General features: G+C 47.6%; 23 protein-coding genes. 21 read left to right on the plus strand and 2 right to left on the minus strand.

What is annotated here, in order from left to right:
- The first annotated feature begins 6 nt into the window (after nucleotides 1–6).
- The 18 genes from OWQ48_02865 (at nucleotide 7) to OWQ48_02950 (ending at nucleotide 13,956) form a co-directional block, all read left to right on the plus strand.
- Nucleotides 7–741, plus strand: coding sequence for a DUF115 domain-containing protein (locus tag OWQ48_02865; protein ID MCY0868156.1), 735 nt, complete (start codon nucleotides 7–9; stop codon nucleotides 739–741).
- Entirely contained in the window at nucleotides 728–1,126 is a 399-nt protein-coding gene (locus tag OWQ48_02870) for a dihydroneopterin aldolase family protein (protein MCY0868157.1), read from the plus strand. The genes OWQ48_02865 and OWQ48_02870 overlap by 14 nt, the downstream gene beginning before the upstream one ends.
- A gap of 2 nt (nucleotides 1,127–1,128) precedes the next feature.
- Nucleotides 1,129–1,875 carry a 4Fe-4S binding protein gene (locus OWQ48_02875; GenBank protein ID MCY0868158.1) on the plus strand — a complete coding sequence of 249 codons (747 nt, stop codon included), beginning with the start codon at nucleotides 1,129–1,131 and terminating at the stop codon, nucleotides 1,873–1,875.
- Complete coding sequence (locus OWQ48_02880; GenBank protein ID MCY0868159.1) at nucleotides 1,850–3,391, plus strand: dihydropteroate synthase-like protein; 1,542 nt, start codon at nucleotides 1,850–1,852, stop codon at nucleotides 3,389–3,391. Before OWQ48_02875 ends, OWQ48_02880 begins: the two co-directional genes overlap by 26 nt.
- Before the next feature lie 37 nt (nucleotides 3,392–3,428).
- Complete coding sequence (hypF, locus tag OWQ48_02885) at nucleotides 3,429–5,741, plus strand: carbamoyltransferase HypF (GenBank protein ID MCY0868160.1); 2,313 nt, start codon at nucleotides 3,429–3,431, stop codon at nucleotides 5,739–5,741.
- 81 nt (nucleotides 5,742–5,822) lie between these two features.
- Complete coding sequence (locus tag OWQ48_02890) at nucleotides 5,823–6,311, plus strand: NADH-quinone oxidoreductase subunit B family protein (protein ID MCY0868161.1); 489 nt, start codon at nucleotides 5,823–5,825, stop codon at nucleotides 6,309–6,311.
- Nucleotides 6,286–6,738 (plus strand): NADH-quinone oxidoreductase subunit C, encoded by a 453-nt coding sequence (locus OWQ48_02895; GenBank protein MCY0868162.1) that lies wholly within the window; start codon nucleotides 6,286–6,288, stop codon nucleotides 6,736–6,738. Before OWQ48_02890 ends, OWQ48_02895 begins: the two co-directional genes overlap by 26 nt.
- An 8-nt stretch (nucleotides 6,739–6,746) precedes the next feature.
- Entirely contained in the window at nucleotides 6,747–7,967 is a 1,221-nt protein-coding gene (locus OWQ48_02900; GenBank protein ID MCY0868163.1) for a nickel-dependent hydrogenase large subunit, read from the plus strand.
- Nucleotides 7,940–8,341 (plus strand): 4Fe-4S binding protein, encoded by a 402-nt coding sequence (locus tag OWQ48_02905; GenBank protein ID MCY0868164.1) that lies wholly within the window; start codon nucleotides 7,940–7,942, stop codon nucleotides 8,339–8,341. Before OWQ48_02900 ends, OWQ48_02905 begins: the two co-directional genes overlap by 28 nt.
- On the plus strand, nucleotides 8,338–8,613 hold the full coding sequence (locus tag OWQ48_02910; GenBank protein ID MCY0868165.1) for a monovalent cation/H+ antiporter complex subunit F: 276 nt from the start codon (nucleotides 8,338–8,340) through the stop codon (nucleotides 8,611–8,613). The genes OWQ48_02905 and OWQ48_02910 overlap by 4 nt, the downstream gene beginning before the upstream one ends.
- Nucleotides 8,614–8,615: 2 nt before the next feature.
- Nucleotides 8,616–9,002, plus strand: coding sequence for a monovalent cation/H(+) antiporter subunit G (mnhG, locus tag OWQ48_02915; GenBank protein ID MCY0868166.1), 387 nt, complete (start codon nucleotides 8,616–8,618; stop codon nucleotides 9,000–9,002).
- Nucleotides 9,003–9,034: 32 nt separating this feature from the next.
- Nucleotides 9,035–9,265, plus strand: a complete 231-nt coding sequence (locus OWQ48_02920) for a DUF4040 domain-containing protein (GenBank protein MCY0868167.1) — start codon at nucleotides 9,035–9,037, stop codon at nucleotides 9,263–9,265.
- On the plus strand, nucleotides 9,262–10,077 hold the full coding sequence (locus tag OWQ48_02925; protein MCY0868168.1) for an MnhB domain-containing protein: 816 nt from the start codon (nucleotides 9,262–9,264) through the stop codon (nucleotides 10,075–10,077). The genes OWQ48_02920 and OWQ48_02925 overlap by 4 nt, the downstream gene beginning before the upstream one ends.
- The gene (locus OWQ48_02930; protein ID MCY0868169.1) at nucleotides 10,070–10,474 is read left to right on the plus strand and encodes a sodium:proton antiporter; all 405 of its coding nucleotides are present in this window, start codon (nucleotides 10,070–10,072) and stop codon (nucleotides 10,472–10,474) included. Before OWQ48_02925 ends, OWQ48_02930 begins: the two co-directional genes overlap by 8 nt.
- Nucleotides 10,471–10,986, plus strand: coding sequence for a Na+/H+ antiporter subunit E (locus OWQ48_02935; protein ID MCY0868170.1), 516 nt, complete (start codon nucleotides 10,471–10,473; stop codon nucleotides 10,984–10,986). Before OWQ48_02930 ends, OWQ48_02935 begins: the two co-directional genes overlap by 4 nt.
- Before the next feature lie 11 nt (nucleotides 10,987–10,997).
- Nucleotides 10,998–12,599, plus strand: a complete 1,602-nt coding sequence (locus tag OWQ48_02940; GenBank protein MCY0868171.1) for a proton-conducting transporter membrane subunit — start codon at nucleotides 10,998–11,000, stop codon at nucleotides 12,597–12,599.
- Between the two features lie 3 nt (nucleotides 12,600–12,602).
- Nucleotides 12,603–12,956: a sodium:proton antiporter gene (locus tag OWQ48_02945; GenBank protein ID MCY0868172.1), complete on the plus strand. Its 354-nt coding sequence runs from the start codon at nucleotides 12,603–12,605 to the stop codon at nucleotides 12,954–12,956.
- 1 nt (nucleotide 12,957) lies between these two features.
- Entirely contained in the window at nucleotides 12,958–13,956 is a 999-nt protein-coding gene (locus OWQ48_02950; GenBank protein ID MCY0868173.1) for an NADH-quinone oxidoreductase subunit H, read from the plus strand.
- 22 nt (nucleotides 13,957–13,978) lie between these two features.
- Here the strand turns inward: OWQ48_02950 and OWQ48_02955 are convergent, their stop codons facing one another.
- Entirely contained in the window at nucleotides 13,979–14,491 is a 513-nt protein-coding gene (locus tag OWQ48_02955; protein MCY0868174.1) for a hypothetical protein, read from the minus strand.
- A 98-nt stretch (nucleotides 14,492–14,589) separates the two neighbouring features.
- Between OWQ48_02955 and OWQ48_02960 the strand changes: the two genes are divergently transcribed.
- The 3 genes from OWQ48_02960 to OWQ48_02970 all read left to right on the plus strand — a co-directional run bounded on the left by OWQ48_02960 (nucleotide 14,590) and on the right by OWQ48_02970 (nucleotide 20,772).
- Nucleotides 14,590–17,583 carry an ABC transporter substrate-binding protein gene (locus tag OWQ48_02960; protein ID MCY0868175.1) on the plus strand — a complete coding sequence of 998 codons (2,994 nt, stop codon included), beginning with the start codon at nucleotides 14,590–14,592 and terminating at the stop codon, nucleotides 17,581–17,583.
- A 153-nt stretch (nucleotides 17,584–17,736) separates the two neighbouring features.
- Nucleotides 17,737–18,825 carry an ABC transporter permease gene (locus OWQ48_02965; GenBank protein ID MCY0868176.1) on the plus strand — a complete coding sequence of 363 codons (1,089 nt, stop codon included), beginning with the start codon at nucleotides 17,737–17,739 and terminating at the stop codon, nucleotides 18,823–18,825.
- Between the two features lie 9 nt (nucleotides 18,826–18,834).
- Nucleotides 18,835–20,772: an ABC transporter permease gene (locus tag OWQ48_02970; GenBank protein MCY0868177.1), complete on the plus strand. Its 1,938-nt coding sequence runs from the start codon at nucleotides 18,835–18,837 to the stop codon at nucleotides 20,770–20,772.
- A 41-nt stretch (nucleotides 20,773–20,813) separates the two neighbouring features.
- Here OWQ48_02970 and OWQ48_02975 read toward each other — a convergent pair whose 3' ends face one another.
- The gene (locus tag OWQ48_02975) at nucleotides 20,814–21,872 is read right to left on the minus strand and encodes a radical SAM protein (protein MCY0868178.1); all 1,059 of its coding nucleotides are present in this window, start codon (nucleotides 21,870–21,872) and stop codon (nucleotides 20,814–20,816) included.
- Nucleotides 21,873–21,893: the final 21 nt, after the last annotated feature.

The raw sequence follows: 21,893 nt of genomic DNA on the forward strand, positions 1-21,893 counted from the left end.
GAAGATATGAGCTGGATTATTCCTCGGAGGGAATGGGAGCCCCTCTACCAATATATTAGGTCGGTAGTAAAGCTCTCATTCGATAGAGATCAGGAGGCAGCAGACCTCTTAAGCTCCATTCTAAGTGGGCTCCCAAATACGATCGAATTCGACGACTTGAAGAGATTACAGGGTGGCTTTAAGAGAGCAGTAGTATTCGGCTGTGGAGGCAATCTTCTTAGAGATATAGAAACTGCCAGGGAGCTCAGCCTGCTCGAGGATTCACTACTCGTGGCGTCAGATGGCTCTACAAGCATCCTGCTCTTAAATAGTTTAACCCCTAGTATTGTTGTCACAGATCTCGATGGGTTAGCCGTGGATTTATGGAGGGCCTCTAGTACTGGGTCAGTTACAGTAATACACGCTCATGGAGACAACATACCTAGGATTAAAGAGTACACGAAAGGCTTTAAGGGCCCCTTAATTGGCTCTACGCAGGTTGAGCCAAGGCCCCACGTCTATAATTTCGGCGGCTTCACGGATGGGGATAGAGGAGTCTTCGTAGCAGTCGCGTTAGGTGTTAGAGAAGTCTACCTAGCAGGCTTTGATCTCCATGGCGAGCCCACTCCGTGCCCGGGTAAAACAGCCTCATTTAATAGAGAGTTGAAGAGAGCCAAGTTGAAGATAGCTTCAAGAATGCTAGAGTACATTAGTAGCAGGAAGAACGTCACCATAAGACGTGTGGGTGATGTATACGAGTAGTGATAGGGCTAGCAAGTACTTCTCGGAGAAGGTGACACCGAGGGATAGAGCTGTCTTTGAAGCAGGTATAGCAGTAGGCATGGTTGTACACCAGTTCACCGGTATACCAGTGAAAAGCGAGGAAGATGCCAGGCTACTTGAAAAAATCATTGAGAACGCTATTAAAGCTCAGCCGTTTAGAGAGGATGCTAAAGTTAAAATTAGAATTGATAGCCCGGGAGACCCCAGCGACCCTTACTCTTATACCACGCTGAAAACAAGGAACATGGATGTTAGTATTACAGTCAAGTACAAAGGAGTCCGCGTTAAAGCTAGATTAAAGTATATACCTGAACTAGACTACAATCTAGCATTCATCGAGGATATAGAGGAAGCTGGCGGATAAGCGTGGCTGAAAGCATTGCATGGGGTATTACTGGTGCAGGAGCCTTCATGAAGGAGAGCATTGAGGCTATTAAGAACCTCGTGGAGGCTGGTGTAGCTGTCACAGCATTCGTGTCTAGGGCTGGTAGAAGCATCCTAGCAATGTACGGGCTTCTCGGGGAACTAGAGAGCATTTTGAAAGGCCCGTATCCTACTGGAGTAGTCTTCGAGGATGAAGAAGCCCCAGGATACCCTTCGACAGGCAGGTTCTATAAGGGCGTGTACAGTATTGCAGTCGTATCCCCGGCCTCAATGAATACGGTAGCTAAGATAGTTAACGGTATAGCTGACTCCCTAGTCTCAAACATGGTTATGCACGCTCTCAAGAATAACATTGAAGTCCTAGTTCTACCCGTGGATCTGTACGAGACGAGAAGCCTCATACCAATACTCGTTGAGAGGGAGAAGTGCTCTAAATGCACTGAGTGTACTGCAGCAGACTCCTGTCCTACAGGAGCTCTCCGAAAGGATGTGCTTCATAAGGTGAAGGTAGATCCTTCGAAGTGCACTAGATGCTATATCTGTATTAATGCATGCCCCTTCAACGCTATACTATTCGATGTAGAAGTAGTGGTTAAACCACACCCATTCTACACTAGTATAATCGAGAGGCTTAGAGGCGTACCCGGTATTAGAGTAATAGATCATCCTCGGAGAATCCTCGAGTACACTAGGTGGCGGAGGATTGAAGATAGCACTCATCACAGGTAGGCTTGCAGGCAGCGAGGTGCGAAGACTAGCTGCTGAGCTGAGCAGGCCGGGTCTAGAGATAGTAGTTGTCGAGCTGCCTATTCCCGTTGCTGCAATGATGACTAGCAGCTACCTTGAGAAAGAACTCCCAAGGCATCTAGAGGAGCTTAAAGATGTTGATTTAATCATAGTGCCTGGATTCACAAGCGGAGATCTCACAAGAGTCTCAGAGATAATGGGTAAGCCTGTGGTCAAGGGCGTTAGATACCTACATGATATACCCTTAATGATCGACGCGGTGGCCAGGGGCGTGGAGCTCTCGAGAGTAGAGCCGGCTGACGAATTAATAGCAGCGCAGAGAGCGGAGAGAGATCTAGCGATCCTCGAGGAGCTGAAGAAGGAGGCTTCAAGAAACTACTATTTCACTATAGGCGTGGAGGGCAAGGTCTACGTGAGCCCTCTCTACCCTATAATACTACATGAAGTCTACGTGCCCCGTGAATCCCGTGTAGAAGACGTAGTAAGGAGTGCAGTTAAAGCTTCTGGCAGCGGAGCTGACGTAATAGTACTCGGGTTCCCACTACACTATAATCCCAGAGGTCTCAGGGAACTCGTGGATAGTGTAAGAGAGTCTACAGGCAGGCCTGTAGGCGTTGACTCCCCTGATACATTGGTTTTAAAGGAGGCTTTAGATGCCGGTGTAGACTTGCTCATGAGCTTTACTCTCAGTAGGCTCAGAGAATTCATGGATATTGATGGCTTGAAAGATAAAGCCGTAGTGTTAATACCGGGTGAGGAGGCACAAGGACAGGAGGTCCTCGACAGCTTAGCTCACACCTACAGTACTGCTGTTGAGCACGGGTTTTCAAAGATTATCCTTGACCCTATTCTAGATATACCACTAGCCGGGTTAACCCGCTCACTAGAGAGGTACGTGAAGGCTAGAGAGATGTTCCCAAAAACCCCTCTCCTTATGGGTGCCGGGAACATCACGGAAATGATTGACGCGGATAGCGTAGGGGTTAACGCCTTGATAGCATCAATGGGAGTTGAGATTGGAGTTGAAGTATATCTTACAACAGAGGCTAGCGTGAAGACGCGGGGCTCTACAAGAGAGCTTAGAAGAGCTTTAGATATGTGCTTGATAGCGCGGAGGGAGAAGAGGCCTCCTAAAGACCTCTCAATAAACCTTCTTGTTCTCAAAGATAAGAGGAGGAAGACTACTCCACTGCAGCTCCAGGGTATTGTAGTTGAAGCCGGGGAGAGACTAGGGTTTAAAGCCGACCCAAAGGGATTCTTTAGAATCCACGTCGACCATGACTCTAGTAGAATAGTGGTTGAGCATTATAAGCCAGGGGAGGCTGCACCAGACTACACAATTATAGGTGTGGATCCTAAAGCTATTCTAGCAGAGATCACTAGGATGCAGCTTGCAAGCCTGCCAGACCACTTCTTCTACTTAGGCTACGAGCTTAGTAAAGCCTCCATAGCCTTAAGGATTGGTAAGGAGTACGTTCAGGATGAAGATTTATTCTAGGATCGCGTTAACCGCTTAGCGTTTACCTGAAGGCGTGGTGGCAGTCTTGAAGGCTTTCAGAGTAGTTATCGCAGGCCTAGTGCAGGGAGTGGGGTTCAGGCCATTCATAGACAGAATTGTGCGGAGCCTAGGGCTGAAAGGCTACGTGAGAAACGTGGGGGGAAGTGAAGTCGAGGTATGGGTTGAAGGCTCTGAAGAACAACTCTACGAGTTTCTAGCCCTCCTAGTATACGAGAAGCCTCCTCCGGCTGTAGTAGAAGAAGTATTCGTGGAGGAAGAAGCCCCTGCATACTACCATGAGTTCACTATACTGAAGAGCAGTGAAGTGAAACTGCTTAGATCCAATATACCACCAGACCTAGCTGTGTGCAAGCATTGCTTAATGGAGGTACTAGACCCCTCTAACAGGAGATACATGTACCCATTTAACTCCTGCGCTTGGTGTGGCCCCCGCTTCTCCATGATGTACAAGTCTCCATACGACCGTGAAAACACGAGTATGGCTAAGTACCTGCTCTGCGATGAATGCATGAGAGAGTATAGGGATCCAAGTAATGAGAGAAGGTATCATGCTCAAGGTATAAGCTGCCCTAGGGACGGGCCGAAGCTAGCCTTGTACGATAGCGAGTTTAATCTACTGGATTCAAAAGACCCTATAGGCGATGCAGCTAAGCTAGTAGATGAAGGATACATTATAGCTGTTAAAGGAGTAGGCGGCTACCATATAGCGGCTCTCGCTACAAGCGATGATGTAGTCTACCGCTTGAGGCTGCGGAAAAAGAGGCCTAGGAAGCCTTTTGCTGTAATGGGGCTTGATACCAGCGTGCTCAAGCTACTAGTATACATGAGCGAGGAGGATGAGGCGCTTTTAAACTCCCCTCAAGCACCCATACTCCTGCTACCTAAGCGCGAGGACTCACCGGTTTCAAAGCTGGTTTCACCGGGGTTAAGCCACGAAGGGGTTTTCACAGCTTACACGCCACTCCACTTCATACTACTAATGAATACACGCGACAAGTTCCTCATTATGACCAGCGGGAATGTAAGCGGGGAACCCATGTGTACCAGCGAGGAGTGCGCTAGAAGAAAGCTTAAAGGCATAGTGGACTTCTACCTCGTGCATGATAGAGAGATAGTTAACAGGGTTGACGATAGCGTTCTACGTAAAACTGGGGAAGAATACGTTCAGCTTAGAAGATCCCGCGGGTACGCTCCAGCCTGGATTAGAATACCATTCGAGTTATCCAGGAGTGTTATAGCTTTTGGAGGAGACCTCAATAGTACAGGAGCAGTGGGCTTTGAAGACAAAATTGTTGTATCACAGTACATAGGGGATTTAGACAGCTTCAACGCTCAACTGGACCTCTTAAAGGCCCTGGACTACCTGGTTAGAAACTACGGTTTAAACGAGAACAGCCTCATCGTAGTTGTCGACAAGCATCCACTCTACCATTCAAGAACCCTGGGATTAGAGTACGCGAGGAGACATGGGGCTCAAGTATTAGAGGTCCAGCATCACTACGCGCACGTTTATGGTGCAGCAGTAGATAGAGGACTGAAGGGTAGAGTAGCCGGGCTAGCTGTCGACGGTGTCGGTTGGGGTGACGACTCAACGATATGGGGTGGTGAGGTAATAATCTTCAATGTAGAGGAGCCAGGAGTATACAAGAGAGTAGCCTCCATAGACCAGGTACCCTTGACCAGCGATAGAGATACTCTTAAGCCCATCAGACTACTCTACGGCTACCTAGCTAGGAAGGGTTGGAGTGTAAGCGAGATAGAAAAGACTCTACCAGGTGCTACTGGAGGAGCACGCGTGGAGGGGCGTGTAGCATTCAGGCTTGTCGAGTTAGGCAGGTATACTCTAGCCTCTAGCACCGGCCGCCTACTGGATATGGTGGCCTCTATTCTGGATCCAAGTGTTGAGAGAAGCTTTGAGGGGGAGCCAGCTATTCTCCTCGAAGCTCTTGCTAGTAGAGGAGCCCCCAGGCTGATAGAAGGATTTAAGCTCAGCCAGGAGAACAGGCTGCTTAGACTAGACTACTATGAAGCCGTTGTCAGGCTTCTCGAGGATGCTGGGAGAGCTAGCCATGGTAGTATAGCCGCCTCATTCCTCTACAGCCTAGGCTACTACTACGGCGAGCTGATCATAGAGTCCACTAAAGGCGAGAGCATTGATGGTGTCGTCATCTCGGGTGGAGCAGCTGTAAACGACTATATATACAGGGGTCTTAGAGACAGTCTGAGGGCTGCTGGATTGAAACCCCTACTCCCGCAGAGAATCCCACCTAACGATGGAGGCCTGTCTTTTGGTCAAGCAGTTATAGGTGGGCTTGTTAGCCTTACCTAACATTTCATGTTAGGATATCCTAACACAATATTTATTAGTATAAACTATCCTTGATCTCCATTGAAGTTCACAGGTGCTTACATGTCAGCTAGTACCCGTAAGCAGGCTACTGAAGCTGGCAGGGAGTACAGGATTATACGCTACAGCCCTTGGCTAGTGCACTTCAACACTGGGGCTTGTAATGGATGCGATATAGAGGTTCTAGCAGCAATAACACCACTCTACGACCCGGAGAGGTTTGGTGTCAAGCTGGCTCCTAGTATAAGACACGGGGATATACTGGTAGTGACGGGGGCTCTAACAAAGAAGTCAGCTGTAAGATTAAAGAGGCTATACAACCAGATGCCCTGCCCTAAGTTTGTTATAGCTGTCGGTGCATGCGCGTGCAGTGGGGGCGTCTTCCACAAGTCGTACTCTGTTCTAGCCGGAGCCGATAAAGCTGTCCCCGTTTCAATCTGTGTGCCAGGCTGTCCTCCCCGGCCGGAAGCCATTCTAGACGGTATCGTGAAGCTCCTTGATAGAATAAGAAGAGGGGAGGCTGTTGATGACGGGTGTAGAGGAGAAGCTTAACTTAATTGAGAAGTATGCCGTGGAGAAAGGTATCGTAAAGCCGGGGAGAAAGCTCTATGTGGTTAAACCAGGAGACTTGAGGAGTGTTTTCACAGGTTTACTCGAGAAGACTGGTAGAGAAGGATTCTACGTGTCAACTATTGCTGGCACCGACTTAGCTGGCGAGGGTAAAATAAGACTAGACTACTATATCGTATTGCTCCCGGAGGAAGAGACCATTGTTATTAGAACGTTCCTGCCCCGCGATAACCCTGTTATAGACTCACTAGTAGACTTGATTCCCGGCGTTCTCTCCGGTGAATGCGAGACTCACGATCTACTCGGCGTAGTATTCAAGGGTAACCCATTCCTGAAGCGCGGCTTCTTCGTACCCTCAGATCTAGCCGAGAGAAACGTCTACCCGTTGAGAAAGGATAGCGGGGTGTAAGCTACAGCATGGGTGTATCGAAGATCATCGAGATACCCTACACGCTTGAAATACCTGTTGGACCCCAGCACCCAGCACTCCACGAGCCACTATTATTGAAAGCCTATGCTGACGGCGAGGAGATAGTTAAAGTTGAAGTAAACACAGGATACAATCACCGTGGTATAGAGAAGCTCGCTGAGAAGAACACGTTCTACCGTGACATCTTCGTTGTTGGGAGAGTATGCGGGATCTGCAACGCAGTACATGCAAACTGCTATGTGAGAGCACTTGAAGCCCTGCTAGACGTAGAGCCCTGCAGTAGAGCCAAGTATCTCAGGGTTCTCGCAATGGAGCTGGAGCGTATACACAGCCACATGCTGATAAACGCAGTTATGGCGGAGAACATAGGCTTCGATAACCTCTTCATGAATATCATGCTGGATCGTGAGAGAGTTATGAAGGCTAAAGAGATACTGACTGGGAATAGAGTTCTAGCAGACTACATGATGGTCGGCGGGGTTAGAAGAGACATCAGCGAGGAGAAGAAGGATAGAATCCGCAGGCTCCTACTAGAGTTGAAGCCGAGAGTAGAGTACTACAAGAAGGTGTTTGAGGAGGATGAAACGATCCTGAAGAGACTAGTTGATGTCGGAAGACTTAAGCCCGTTGATGTGACAATGCACGGGCTCCTAGGCCCGGTAGCCAGGGGATCCGGGGTGAGAATTGATGCTAGAGCCAGCGATAGGTACGATGCATACAGTGAAATACCCTTCAATGTCGTAACAAGGAGTGAAGGAGATTCCTGGGCTAGAATGATGGTTAGATGGGATGAAACCCTAGAATCCATTAACATATCCCTCTACATCCTCGAGAAGCTGCCGAGCGACGGTAACCCTGTACCCGATGAGAGAAAACTCCCCAGGAAGTTCCCGCCTGGGGAAGCATATACGAGGGTTGAAGCTCAGAGAGGAGAGCTTACATACTACGTTATGAGCGATGGGAGAAGCCTTAACCCCTATAGAGTGAAGATTAGGACTCCAAGCTTCAATAACATTATTAACACAGGCTTCCTCTATGTTGGCTACACGATACCCGACCTCCCAGTCATACTCACGTCACTAGACCCTTGTATCTCCTGCATGGAGAGAGTGACAGTTGTAGACTTAGAGAGGAATACTGTGCTTAAAGTATCAATGAAGGAGTTGAGTGGTGGTAGAAGATGGGTAAGCCGAAGATACTCCCTCTAGCCTTAAAGAATATTGTAAGCAAGCCAGCGACGATCCAGTATCCTAGGGAGCCGACTCCCGTTGAAAAAGACATCAGGGGGATGCACTACGCGGATTTAAACAAGTGTACTGGGTGCTCTCTCTGCGCGATAGAGTGCCCTGCAGACGCTATAAGAATGACGCCTATACCGGAAGGCTATGAAGCCCCGAAGATTAATCCGAGAAGAATATACCCTATAGTAAGCTACAGTCTCTGCGTTTTCTGCTATCGCTGCGTGACAGCATGCCCCTTTAACGCTTACGTTTCAACAAGCGAGTACAGGCTGGCAGGCCATGTTGTCGGGGATTCATCTCCTCTAAGTCTTTCAACACTTAGAAGGGTGGGCTCACAATGATCGCGGATTCCTTCATTCCTGTAATACTACTAGTTTACATTACATCAACACTAATAGTATTCATTAGAGTTCTGAAAGGACCAACTATAGGCGATCAAGTTCTAGCTGTCGATGTAATGACGTACATGCTTGCCGTGCTGGTTGTATTAACAGCAGTATACCTGAGGGAGGCGATCCTAGTAGTAGTCGCCATACCCTTAGCTCTATGGATTTACGCTCTAGACATCTACATTGCTAAATACCTTGAGAGAAGAGAGGAGATGGGTGGTTAGAAGTGACTGTACTCAGAGTAGTATTAGAGTATCTTGGCACAGCCCTGTTATGCCTAGGCGCGGTATCCTCGATAATAGGTGCGGTAGGCATGCATAGATTCAAGAACTTCTATCTAAGACTGCATGCTGCGACAGTATCGACTATATGGGGTGGAGTATACCCTATAGTTGGGGCGTCACTACTAGCCATAACCATCGATGAACTAGGAGTCTACAAGTGGTTTATGGCTGGAGCAGGCTTTGTAACAGCCTTCATAATACTAATACTCGCTCCGGCAGGCTCCCACGCTCTCGCACGCGCAGTTCACAAGGCAGGTGTAGCGAGAGTAGAACCATGCATTCACGACGCGCTTAACGAGGAGATGTGTGTGAAGGGTGGTGTCGAGTGACCACGCTAGCCGAGCTAGCAGTCTACTTGCTAATGGCTCTCTCAGGTGTCGCTTCAACAATAGCAACATACTTCGCTATAACTGAACGAGACCTCGTTAAAGCAACAATATTCAGTGCAGCTCAAAGCGGCTTCTACGCTTTAATCTTCTACATTCTAATGGCACCAGACATAGTTCTAGTATACCTTCCAGTCTCAGTGGGACTGATACCTGGTGTTCTACTCCTACTGATCAGTAGAACTGAGAGGTGGGAGAAGGAATGAGAAGCCTGGTCAGGCTGACTGTGATCCTAGCTCTACTAGCAGGGTTAAGCCTTCTAGCTACAATAGCATGGGAGTGGGTTACACCAGGCGAGTGGTTTAAGTGCCCTGTACCAAGCCTATGCCTCCCTGAGTTCTACCTGTTGACCACGTATAATCCAATGCTACCCGACTACACCGTCAACTCCCCTGAGGCTGTGACAGCAATAGTCTGGGATTACCGTGGCCTCGACACTCTATTTGAGACAAGCGTGTTCTATCTAGCCTTAATAGCTGGGTTAGCACTAGCTAGGGGAGTATCCTACAAGCTTCCCTCTGGCAGTGAGCTAGGACTATCCAAGATAGTTAAGACTGTGACAAAGCTGACACTACCAATGATTATAACTGTCGGGGCATCCATAGCTCTCCACGGTCACTTGACACCTGGAGGAGGCTTCCAGGGTGGTGCTACAGCAGCTGTAGCACCAATGGTAGTGATCATAGTGTTCTCAATAGCCTTTCTCGTTGAGAGAGGAGTGAGCAGTGGGAACATGGTAATTTTAAGAAGCTTTGGGTTAACAGGGATAGGTGTTACCAGCATACTACTATCTATTGTAGGCCTCCTGCTGGGAGTCAACACCTACGTATTCCAGAACATGGCTAAGCCGGATTCACCTTTAAGCTTCCCATGGGAGGTGAATGGGGCGTTAATTAGCGGCACGCTCTGGTTCTTCAATCTATTCGAGTTCTTTGCTGTTGCAGCCGGGTTCACTATAGCCTTTATGCTTCTAGCTATGCCTGAAGCTGGATCCCAGGGAGGTGGTGGACGTGAGTAGTCCTCTCGTAAGCTACTTGTTCACTCTTACACTATTCTCCTTGATATTCAACTTCGCTATATCGATATACGGGCTTTTCTTCAGGCCGCACTACGTTAAGAAGCTGATAGCTCTAACCATATTCTCGGATACACTTAACGCTTTCGCAGTATACATCGGCTACAGGAGGTGGGTTAACGGGGTTAGCCCGCGTCCACCAGTACTCGTCACCGAGCCGGCTCCAAGCAACCTCCAGGAGTTTGTTCAAAGGGCTGTAGACCCGTTACCCCAGGCACTCGTGTTAACTGCTGTAGTCATAGGTTTAGCTGTCACGTTATTCCTAGTCTTCCTAGGCTACCAGCTCTACAAGCACTACCATACACTTGATATGAGGGGGATAAGAAGGCTCAAGGGGTGATTCAAGTGGGGAGGTTCACTAGGGCACTCGTGGTTGCTGCACTCTCATATGTAACCTACATAGTGTTCTCGGGTAGTATTCAACCCTACGACCTCATCACTGGAGCAGTAGTTGCATGCGTTGTAGGAGTCTTATTCTCTAATATAACCATCTCGAATCCATGGAAGATTGCTCAGCCCTCCAGGTGGTTCTGGCTGGTTTTCTACGCAGTAAAATACTTCACTCTCTACGAGGCATTAGCTCATATAGATGTCATTAAGAGGATACTTCACCCTAAGACACCAGTGAGGCCAGCGATAGTTAAAGTCCCCTACGAGGTTTCCTCAGACTATGCTATAACAGCGACAGCCAACTCTATAACGAATACCCCGGGAACCGTTGTCGTTGAGATTAGAGAGGATGAGAAAGCCTTCTACGTTCACTGGATTTACGCTCCAACCGTGGAGCCGGAGGAGGCTAGGAAGGGGATATCCCTTGCATTCGAGGAGTACTCGAAGCGTATATTCGAGTGAGGTGGAAGGGAATGCTTGAAGCTCTAGCCTACAATTTAACCGGGCTGCTCATCCCGTTGCTAGCTCTCACAGCATTCATAACGCCGCTGCTAGATAAGCTGGCTCCTGGTGGAAGAACTCCGAGTATACTAGCGTTGATAGGCTCCTCTATAGCAGCTATTTCATCGCTTATAATACTTGCTGAAGTCTACAGGTCGGGCCAGCCAATCCTATACAAGTTCGGCGGGTGGCCTCCACACTTCGGCATCGTCTACGAGGTGGATGAGCTGAACGCTTTAATTGGAGCTTGTAGTGCTCTAATAATGCTTGCTGTCACAGTCTACTCAACCTGGTACAGCCGCCACCTCGATGAACCCTTATGGTACTATATCCTACTCGTAGGCTTGGAGATAGGGATACTAGGATGCATATACACAGGCGACGTATTCAATCTCTTCGTAATGCTCGAGGTTCTAAGCGTCTCCGCCTACGGTCTTGTAGCATACCATAAGAATAGAGCTGAAGCTGTTGAAGCAGCAGCAAAGTACGCGTTGATAGGTGCAGTAGCAACAAACCTCTACTTTGGAGCCCTCGTCATACTCTACGCTACACACGGCTCTCTTAACATGGGGGTTCTCTCCAGGATTGCAGAGGAGTATGTTGCCGCTAGAGACGCCTTAAAGTACGCTGGAATGATAGTGGTCGCATTCTCGCTGTGGGTATTCACCTACAAGTCAGCTCTCTTCCCCAATCACTTCTGGCTACCCGATGCCCATCCTGAGGCACCAACACCTGTATCAGCAGCTCTCTCAGGCCTAGTAGTCAATGTCGGTATCTACGCTACCATGAGGTTCCTCTACACGATCTTCGGTCCCAGCAGCTATTTAGCCGGGTACCGTGAAGCCGTGCTGGCAGCATTATTCATTCTTGGCTCAATAAGCGGCTTAATAGGCGCTTTAATGATGATGAATCAGAGGGACGTGAAGAGGCTGCTCGCCTACAGCACGATAAGCCATGTTGGCATAATATACATAGGGCTTACAGCAGGCTTTCAAGCCGGGGATACCAGTGCAGTCGAGATAGCTGTAGCAGGTGCTATAGCACACATAATCTCCCACAGTATAGCTAAGTCAATGCTCTTCATGGCTAGCGGCGTCTTCATTGATTCAGCTGGATCAAGAAACATGGATGAAATGAAGGGTGTTGGAAGACTCCACCCTCTCGCAAGCTTCGCTTGGATTACAGGGTTCCTCAGTCTCGCAGGCCTGCCACCACTACTAGGCTTCTACTCCAAGCTGCTAATATACTACGGGTATACATCCATGGGCTTCCTGCTTGGAAGCATGCTGGTAATAGTAGTATCAGCTCTCTCCCTGCCAGGCTACTTTAAAGCAATATACTCCGTGGTCTTCGGGGTAGGAAGACGGCAGTTCGAGAAGGTTGAAGCAGGAAGAGTTGAAATTCTCCTTGCAGTCATGGCGTTATCACTCCTCGCTCTAGGAGCAGTATTCCCGTTCATAGAGTGGGTTTTCAAGGATGCCTCCTCATCTATTGTGACAGTAGAGGGGGTTGCAAGGTATAGTAGTAGAGCTATAGAGGAGATTACTATTAGAGTGCTTGGAGGTGGTGGGTGAGCAATGATACTGTACCTCGAGGATCCATCTCTTGCAGCCACGCTAGTCATGGCTGGAAGCGGCGTTATCCTGCTAGTATTGAGCATTCTCTACTATACATTGAAGTCTAGGAGGGTGAGGGTTAGTGAAGCCTACTTGTCTGGTGAAGGAGAAGATGTTGTAGGTGAGTTGTCCCCAGGAGTTGGTAGCCTCTACTTCAGCTTTATGAAGAGGTTTGCAGGCAGCTTGTACAAGGTGCTCACAGAGAGAGTTCAAACCGGTAGCTTACACGACTGGTTCAACTTCATCTCCTCGTGGCTAGGGCTCCTCGTGCTCCTCGCTATAGTAGCCCTCATACTCATGCTTACAGGGTGGTAGCATGGACGCCTTAATCACGCTGCAACTCGTGTTATCCACGCTAGTATACCCAGGGCTACTGTTTTTAATGATGCTTGCATTCCTCACTCAGTACCTTGTCAGGAAGATCAGTGCTAGATACCAGAGGAGGATGGGGCCAGCGTATGTTGGACCCTACGGTATCCTGCAGCCGCTCGCAGACTTCTGGAAGCTATTGAGGGCTAAAGAAGTAGTTAAATCGAGGTACAGCATGCAGAGGGTAGCAGAGGTCTCACTGTTAATCGGGGTAGCCAGTATTACTGCATCAATGCTGATACTCCCCTTAGGGTTCCTCAGTATTCAGAGCCCGATGGACTTCCTCGTATTCTTCTACATGTCTAGTGTTATGCCTATACTCATGCTCACTATAGCATCGCTATCCATGCCAGGCCCCTATACTAGTCTAGGTGTCTCAAGACTCCTCAGTATTCTAACAATCAGTGAGCCAGTCTACTTTACAGGTCTCTTCATACCATGCTATATAGCGACGTTCAAGGAGCCAGCTGTACTCTCAGTCGCTGAGGCGTCAATGCTGATCCCCAGGCTATGGGTTAACCCTGCTACAATACTAATCCTGGTATTCTCGCTGATAGCTCTACTAGCATCTATTCAAGCTAAAGCCATGTACCCGCCATTCAATATACCTGAAGCCGAGCAGGAGATAATAGCCGGCTTTGAAACAGAGTTCTCAGGTCCTCTTCTAGCACTAGCCACGCTCCTCCATGATATGGATTTAACAGTCTCACTACTAGCGGTAACCTTTATAGTTCTCGGAGGACCAGCTCCATTTAATGCTGAATCACTAGGTGGGGTTGTAGCCGTAGTATTAAAGTATGTAGCACTCCTCACGGTTGTAGCAACAATTAAAAACATATACGGGAGGTATAGGCTCGAGCAAGCCCTCCACCAGCTAGTGAAGTACGGTGGGATCCCGGCAATCCTATCCCTGCTACTCACAGTGATCTGGATTCTTACCCCGTAGCCGTGGAATGGGAAACCAGGAGTTAGGAACCAGGAGTTGCTGAAGCCTTAGAAGCCCTCCCCAAGGATTTCTCAAGTATCCACGCGTACACTGAGATAGCTGAGATAACAGTTCCAGCAATAAATGCTATCAGTGATAGAATAGATAAAGCTATGAAGGGCATCTTAAAACCTCTAAGAGTCAGCGAGAGCCTTGCACCACCACTCGACTTAATATAGTAGAATATGTGGTTTAACGTGAAGTTAACTGTTTCACCCGGCTGCACTACTCCACCAAGTGGAGCCGACTCGTTGAATACTGAGAACACCTCAATGTATACTGCCTGCTCACCTATATTAGTTGCTGAAAGCACGGGTTCAAGAATACTTTCACCCCCTGGGATTCCCAGGACAGCTGGTACTTCAACCCCGCTAGTAGACACGTAGACATCCTGCGAGGTATACTCTACAGGGTAGGCTGTCATGGAGATCAATGAGATGACTATCGATAAAGCGAGTAGCATTAAGCCGAGGGTAAGCAGCAACCTGAACCTCAAACCCCTACACCACGTGTTAACCTAGAGGCTATTGAAATTATGATATTAAAGATTTATATACCAGGAGAAGCTCACTAAATATAAACGGGTGAGTGTAGTTGTCTAGGTATATACCACTATTAGCGTTAGCCATGATACTAGCCTCAATAGTATTCATACCCCTTCTAACAGTAGTAGAAGCCCAGGAGGTTAAACCCGGGCCGGCATCCGATAAAATAATAGCGGTGAGAAAGACTATAGAGGAGGTACCTGACGCCCTATCAACTGGCGATATATACGCGTACCTATTCTCCGTGAGGCCTGTTCAAGCAGCAGTACTCCAGGGTATGCCGGGCATAAAACTCTACACAGCTCCAGCCGGCTTAATAGAGCTCACGCTAAACCCCGCCCCAGTGCACGTAGAAGTCTTTAAAGGTAACCTCACGTTAAGTGAGGCTGCAGCTAGACTAGGAGTACCAGAGGTAGCGATAGTCAACATATACTATAGTGATGGCAATACTATAGTAGAGCTGGGAGCATACCCAGGTAAAGGTGTTAACCCATTAGCATTCAAGCAGATAAGATTCGCCCTCAACTACTTGATTGATAGAGCCACTGTAACCAGCACTATAATGAGAGGGTTCGCAGTCCCAATGTACACATTCCTAAGCCAGTACGACCCTGACTACGCTTTAATAGCCGATATAGTAGCAAAATACGAGTTCACGTACAACCCTGACTACGTTAACGCTGTTGTAACAGACATCCTAACTAAGATTGGCGCAGTAAAGGTGGGTGGGAAGTGGACTTACGAGGGTTCACCTATAACATTAAAATTCATAATAAGGCCTGAAGACGAAAGGAGGGATATAGGCTACCTGTTCTCAGCAGAGCTCAAGAAGCTAGGCTTCACTGTAGATGACATAGAGATGCCTTTCGCTCAGGCTATAGACGTAATCTATGGAACAGACCCAGCTGAATTCCAGTGGCACATATATACTGCTGGATGGGGTAAAGGCGGCATAAACCGCTACGACTCAGCTGCAATAGCCCAGTTCTGTGCTCCATGGTTCGGAAACATGCCTGGATGGCAGGAGCCAGCATTCTGGAACTACAGGAATGATAAGATAGATGACTTAACCCTGAGGATTTACAACGGCAACTATACTAGTAAAGCAGAGAGGGATGAACTATACAGGAATGCAACAGAGCTCTGTATAGATGATTCTATTAGAATATGGGTTGCCACTAGGCTAGACGCCTGGCCTGTAAGAACAGACGTCAAGGGTGTAACCTTAGATTTAGGTGCTGGGTTAAGAGGTATATGGAACCTCCGTGAGATGTACGTTGAAGGCAAGAGCGAGCTGAAAGTAGGCCACCTCTACGTCTGGACTGCATCTAGCGCTTGGAACTGGTGGGGTGGATTCTCAGACGTCTACAGTGCTGACTTCGCTGGAGTAACATACGATCCCTCGGTGTGGGCTCACCCATTCAACGGTGAGCCAATACCATTTAGGACACCCTATGCTGTAGAGACAGCTGGCCCTAAGGGAGAACTAGACGTCCCCTCGAATGCAGTAATATGGGATGTCAACGCCAAGAAGTGGGTTAACGTGGCTCCTGGAACCAAGGCTAAAAGCCGTGTTGTCTTCGACTTCAGTAAGCTCGTAGGCACAAAGTTCCACAACGGGATAACTATAACATTCGCTGATGTAGTAGGTTACCTAGCATTCCTATTCGACTTAGTATACGATCCAGTCTACAGCTCGCTGGAGCCACGGTTATCCAGCCAGGCTAAGCCGTGGGCTGACACGGTCAAAGGCTTCGTATTCGATCCTGAGAAGAAGAGGGTGACAGTGTATGTAGACTACTGGCACTTCGATGAGAACTATATTGCTTCATGGGCATCCTTCAGCCCGGTTAACCCGGTTGAAATACACGCGGTAACATTCGATCTAGCCCTTAACAGGAGAGCTGAAACAAACTACGTGCTATACCAGAGGAAGGGGTACTCTTGGTTCAGCCTTGTATGGCCAGAGCATGTGACCAAAGTAAACGAGACCTTAAAGAACTGGCGGAATAATGAGACAGCATTCAACTGGGTGAACAAGTATGCTAATGGACTACTATCATGGGATGAATGGCAGGCTAGAATAAACGCTGATATACAATGGATTGCCAAGTATAACCTCGCGTGGATAAGCTACGGTCCATTCATGCTGACAACACTAGATACCCAGAACCAGATACTAGTGCTCGAGGCGTTCAGAGATCCATCATATCCGTTCAAGAAGGGAGACTGGTACTTCGGTGAGCCCGTCTTAACATCAATAGTATCAGTATCACTTGAGACACCAGCACCAGAGGTGCCCGGTAAGATAGTGCCAGGCCTGCCAGCAAATATAACTGTTAAACTATCAGGTATTCCACCGTTCTCGCTGAAGTACATTGTAAAAGACCCAGCGGGTGCTATAATAGCTACTGGAAGCGGCGTAAAAGTATCTGAAGACACATTCAGCGTATCATTGAGCCCCGAGCTAACTAAGAACATGGTTTATGGAGGCAGGTACACGCTGCTACTCATAGGTACATCTGAAGAAATAGCTGTACCAACAATCTCCAAGCAGGTTATCAGTGTAGCTTCAATATCAGAGGCTGCGAGAATTGAAGCTAAGCAGAAGCCTCTAAGCGAGGTGCTAGGTGAGGTCAGGAACGCCACGCTCCGCCAGATAGACTACATATTATCACAGCTTGAAGGACAGTTAACACCCGACTTAGATACGCTGAGGAAGCAGTTAGGGTCTGCTCTAGCAGACACTGCTACAGCTCTAGTAGAGCTCATTACAACATATAATAGTATAACATCAGACCAGTACAGTACATCACTCCAGAATGCCGTCTCAACTATAACAGGGCAGGTATCAACACAGCTGCAAAGCGTCCGCGGTGATGTAGCAACACTTTCACAGGAGGTAGCAAGCCTCAAGAGTAGTGTCAGCGATACACAGAATGCTGTCAGCACTCTCCAGACCTACGTTATAGTGAACATAGTGTTAACACTGGTAGCAATAATACTAGCAATAGTAGCATTAATTAGAAAGCCTAAGGCTTAACCCTCTAAAACTTATTTTTCCTCTTAAACCTTAAAACTTTTCTCGGAGAGCACCTCAATCCTCTAGGATTAGACTTGAGTTAATCCCGGGCTACATCAAATTTAATAAGATATTTATAGGTGTCCAATTAGTTTAAGGTTTAATGGTGGTTTAATGCCTGGTGCCGGCCGCTATATAGCTAGGCGTGGACTAATACTTCTAGCCTCATATATTGCTATAATTATTGTTATAGCAGCTATACTAGAGCTCTCAGGGTATGCTTCAGACATATACCAGGCAATGATTAGAGAGCAGGTTAGAGCTGAGGTGGAAGCACTAGTAAGAAGTGGTGGCGGTAAAATCGACCCAGCCTACGTGCAGCAGTTCAAGGAGAACCGGACCCTCCAGCTCATGAAGGAGTACGGGCTGGATAAACCAGCATACGAGCGCATGTGGCTGCTCGTGTGGAGAGCGCTAACACTGAACTTTGGTAAGACAACAGATAACATGGTTGCAGGAGTTGTACCCACTATGCCGCCTGCCGACATAGCATACATTATCTCGATGGTTCTACCAAGAACCATCATAGTTGTCACAGTCGGTGAGCTAATAGTTATAGCCATAGCATTAGTACTAGGCCCTCGGATAGCGTACAGGCATGGAACTCTCATTGATAGAAGTATAGTAGCCTACGCAGCTTTATCAAGTGCTGTACCATTATGGTGGCTTGCAATGCTATTTATAAGAGTATTCGGCTACCAGCTTGGATGGTTCCCGACAAGCCTTAGAGGGGTGACAACGTACCTAAACAACTTCTGGTCTAATCCATCCCAGAACTTCCTTATGGTATTATGGTATATCACGCCCCCTCTCATAGTATTCATAATAATAGCCTTAGGTAGCTGGCTCTACGGGATTAGAGCTATGCTTCTAAGGGTGGTAAGAGAGGATTACGTGATGGTTGCAAAAGCAAAGGGGTTATCCGAGAAGGATATAACGAGGAAGTATGTTATGAGGCCTTCTCTTGTACCGATACTAACAAACGTGATCCTAGCATTAGCAGGGACGCTCGGCGGCATGATAATCACTGAGTCAGTCTTCGATTGGCCGGGGATGGGCACGCTATACTATGCTGCAATAATATCAGGTGACGCCCTCACTATTACAGCATTGTTCGTCGTCTACGTAGGTGTATACTTAATAGCTAGATTCATCCTCGAAATACTATACATACTGGTAGACCCCAGGGTCAGAGTAAGGTAGGTGAGAGGCATGAAGAGCGCTAGAGAGTTGTCAACAATGGATAAAATTCGCTTGAAGATCCTAAAACCCTTTAAGAACGTGTTGAAAGAGATATGGAGCATGACCACTGGTAAGATAGCGTTAATACTAATCATCGTCTTAACCTTAATATCGATATCAGCAGCACTCACAATGCCACCAGGCTTCCTAGAGTCATGGCAGAGCGCGGCATACTGGGAGGATAACCCGATTATAGCACCGCCTTCATGGGTTAAATACCTTGGTGAGAAGATAGCTCCAAGTGTTATAGACGTGAAAACAAAGCCTGATATAAGACCGCAGTGGGATCCATCTACCGGAATACTAGTACTAACCTATAGATTCCAGTACACACTTGATAACCCAGTACTCCCCCAAGACTACTATCTTGCTGTTGAAGCAAAGACCCTAGAGGGTAGGGCACCACAGGTTACAGTAGGCGTTAAGAGACCCGACGGTATAAACGTGGTTTTATGGGATGTACAGCTGGCTGCTCAGAGCAATGAGACTCTAGTCTCCTATAAGACTAATCCAGCAGATATAGTAAGCCAGAAATTCAATGCATTTGTAATTAAGCTTCTAGAAGAATACAATGTGACAGTATCCGAGAGCATAACAGGTGAAAATGAAGAGATAATCGCTCTCTCTAATTCAAAGCTGCTGGATGCTGTCAGCAAGAAGATAGTGCAACCCACGATAGTCCTCTCAGTATTCCAGGAGCCAGTTGATATTAGTAGATGGGTGAGCAGAAATACTGGCGCGGTAAATGAAACCCTTGGAACAATTCTAAACGGAGTTATAGCTCTTAGAAAATACCTTGAAGGCATTAATGCTCCAAGCAAAGTTCTACAGCCGGTAGCTTACGTGGAGTCTAATATAACCTACCTGGTAAGCAATATTGATAAGGTAACGTTTAGTGAAGTCTACGAGACGCTGAGAAACAGTATTCAACTTCTCAAAGAAGCATACAAGTATTCCATGCTAGAGGATGTTCCCCCTGAGGCGTCAGCTAGAATAAACGACTTACTGAGCTACGTGGATAAACAGGTCTCTAACATGAAGACAACTGTCTCCTTTATAAACGTGGATCCAGTATTCGGAGTACTAACTGGGAATTACGTCTTTGAATTAAATGTGACTTACACGAATGTTACAGAGCTCCCATTGAACGCTGAATCACTTGTAAAGCAAGCTAAGTTTGTTGTGAAAGGCACAGCTTCAGGTATTCTAGGCACAATAAACAACGGTATGGATCTAGCTACACTACTATACTATGGCTTCCCGATAGCCCTGCTAATAGGCTTAGTAGCTTCTGTCTCCTCAACGCTTATAGGGGTTATAGCTGGCATCACTAGTGGCTACTACGGTGGATGGATTGATGAAGCAATCCAGAGAACAGTTGACGTGCTGAATAATATTCCATTCCTACCGTTAATGATAATTATTGGGAGTACAGCTCAGAAGACACTGCCTCCTGGAGCCCAGAAGTCATTCTACATAATAATGCTCTACGTCATAATACTGATAATATTCAGCTGGACTGGCCTTGCAATAGTAGTACGCTCAATGACCCTCAGCATAAAGGAGGAACCCTATGTTGAAGCTGCTAGAGCAATGGGGGCTTCCAACAAGCGGATAATATTCCACCACATATTCCCGCAGGTAATGATGTACGCTGTAGCTACACTAGTATTTAACGTTCCAGGCGCTATACTCACTGAAGCAGGGTTAAGTGTATTAGGGCTCAGGCACGGCTGGCCAACATGGGGTGCAGTGCTAGCTGAAGCCAGGACTGCAGGTATAGCCGGGTACTCAGCGTGGTGGTGGATAATACCACCAGGCTTACTATTATCAATAACATCCCTTACATTCGTGCTACTCGGTCTAGCTGTTGAGAGAATCGTAGAGCCGCGCTTGAGAACCATGTAGAGTAATCTTTTCATTTTTTCCATTTATTTAACAATCATATTTTAATCGTTGAGAGCCCTTCCTGTTATCAGCCCATCTCTATCCTCGATTACCTCTACAGTCACCATGCTTCCAGGTTTTAACAGCCGTCTTCCAGGGAACACTGCTACGAGAAAACTCGTACCCTTCTTCTCGGCTACTCCAAGATACTCTCCTTTAAAAAGCCCTCTACCCGCGACCTCCACGGTAATCCTGTCTCCTCTTCTAGCTGGAAGAGCCAGGCGCTTTGTATACCTCATCCCCCACTCCTCCATCGTCCAGTGGAGCTTTAAGCCTGTCTCCTCTTCAACTCTGCTAATCCACGCCCAGAACTCCCTCCATGATACCTCTCTAACACCCTCTAGCTTCCTCCCTCTCTTATGCCTCACATACTTTTGAATAGTGACGGGAGGCCACTTCTTCCCTGCACCAATTTGCACAGCCCATTTTACGAGCTCGGTTACATCATCGTCGTTAACGCCAGGTAGCCATAAGGGGGTCACGTGGAGGTCTATACTTGTTTCCCTTGCAATGTATTCAGCGAGCTTCATGATCCTGCTGACACTATAGTATCTTGTACCATACAAGTAGTAGGCTTTCTCATCGCTCACCGTGTCTATACTCAAGTTTATTCTATCTAGTCCAGCATTATTCAGTCTATCTATAAGCGTCTTTGAGAGAAGCAGGCCGTGGGTCTCTAGTGCTACACTCGATACCCCAGGAACTCCTTTTAACTCCTCTACTAGGTTAACAAGCCAGGGATATGTTAACACGTCGCCCATGGAGTCTAAGAGTACTTCAATACCTCCTCCTTTAACTCTTACAGCCTCCTCCACTCCTCTAACAATAAGCTCCGGCTCGACAAGGAACTCTGCCCACCTGCTGGATGATTCAAGTCCTGCATCAACACTGCAGAAAGCACACCTCTGGGGGCAGAGTGTCGTAGGCCTGGCCTGCAGGACATTAGTGCCTCTATCTATTACACCAAAAGCTATGTAGCCGAATGCAGGGAAACTCCCGGGAACCATGTAGATTACTCTTCCATCAGGGAACCGCCCAATTACACTTAAAACTCCTCTCACCTGGAGCCACCAGGGCTTCAA

The sequence above is a fragment of the Desulfurococcus sp. genome (assembly GCA_026626905.1).
Lineage (GTDB): Archaea > Thermoproteota > Thermoprotei_A > Sulfolobales > Desulfurococcaceae > Desulfurococcus.

Excerpts from the sequence above, each read along its gene's own strand:
- OWQ48_02865 (MCY0868156.1), top strand. The coding sequence starts at position 7 with ATGAGCTGGATTATTCCTCGGAGGGAATGGGAGCCCCTCTACCAATAT.
- OWQ48_02870 (MCY0868157.1), top strand. The coding sequence starts at position 728 with ATGTATACGAGTAGTGATAGGGCTAGCAAGTACTTCTCGGAGAAGGTG.
- OWQ48_02890 (MCY0868161.1), top strand. The coding sequence starts at position 5,823 with ATGTCAGCTAGTACCCGTAAGCAGGCTACTGAAGCTGGCAGGGAGTAC.
- OWQ48_02895 (MCY0868162.1), top strand. The coding sequence starts at position 6,286 with ATGACGGGTGTAGAGGAGAAGCTTAACTTAATTGAGAAGTATGCCGTG.
- OWQ48_02900 (MCY0868163.1), top strand. The coding sequence starts at position 6,747 with ATGGGTGTATCGAAGATCATCGAGATACCCTACACGCTTGAAATACCT.
- OWQ48_02905 (MCY0868164.1), top strand. The coding sequence starts at position 7,940 with ATGGGTAAGCCGAAGATACTCCCTCTAGCCTTAAAGAATATTGTAAGC.
- OWQ48_02910 (MCY0868165.1), top strand. The coding sequence starts at position 8,338 with ATGATCGCGGATTCCTTCATTCCTGTAATACTACTAGTTTACATTACA.
- OWQ48_02920 (MCY0868167.1), top strand. The coding sequence starts at position 9,035 with ATGGCTCTCTCAGGTGTCGCTTCAACAATAGCAACATACTTCGCTATA.
- OWQ48_02925 (MCY0868168.1), top strand. The coding sequence starts at position 9,262 with ATGAGAAGCCTGGTCAGGCTGACTGTGATCCTAGCTCTACTAGCAGGG.
- OWQ48_02940 (MCY0868171.1), top strand. The coding sequence starts at position 10,998 with ATGCTTGAAGCTCTAGCCTACAATTTAACCGGGCTGCTCATCCCGTTG.
- OWQ48_02945 (MCY0868172.1), top strand. The coding sequence starts at position 12,603 with ATGATACTGTACCTCGAGGATCCATCTCTTGCAGCCACGCTAGTCATG.
- OWQ48_02950 (MCY0868173.1), top strand. The coding sequence starts at position 12,958 with ATGGACGCCTTAATCACGCTGCAACTCGTGTTATCCACGCTAGTATAC.
- OWQ48_02965 (MCY0868176.1), top strand. The coding sequence starts at position 17,737 with ATGCCTGGTGCCGGCCGCTATATAGCTAGGCGTGGACTAATACTTCTA.
- OWQ48_02970 (MCY0868177.1), top strand. The coding sequence starts at position 18,835 with ATGAAGAGCGCTAGAGAGTTGTCAACAATGGATAAAATTCGCTTGAAG.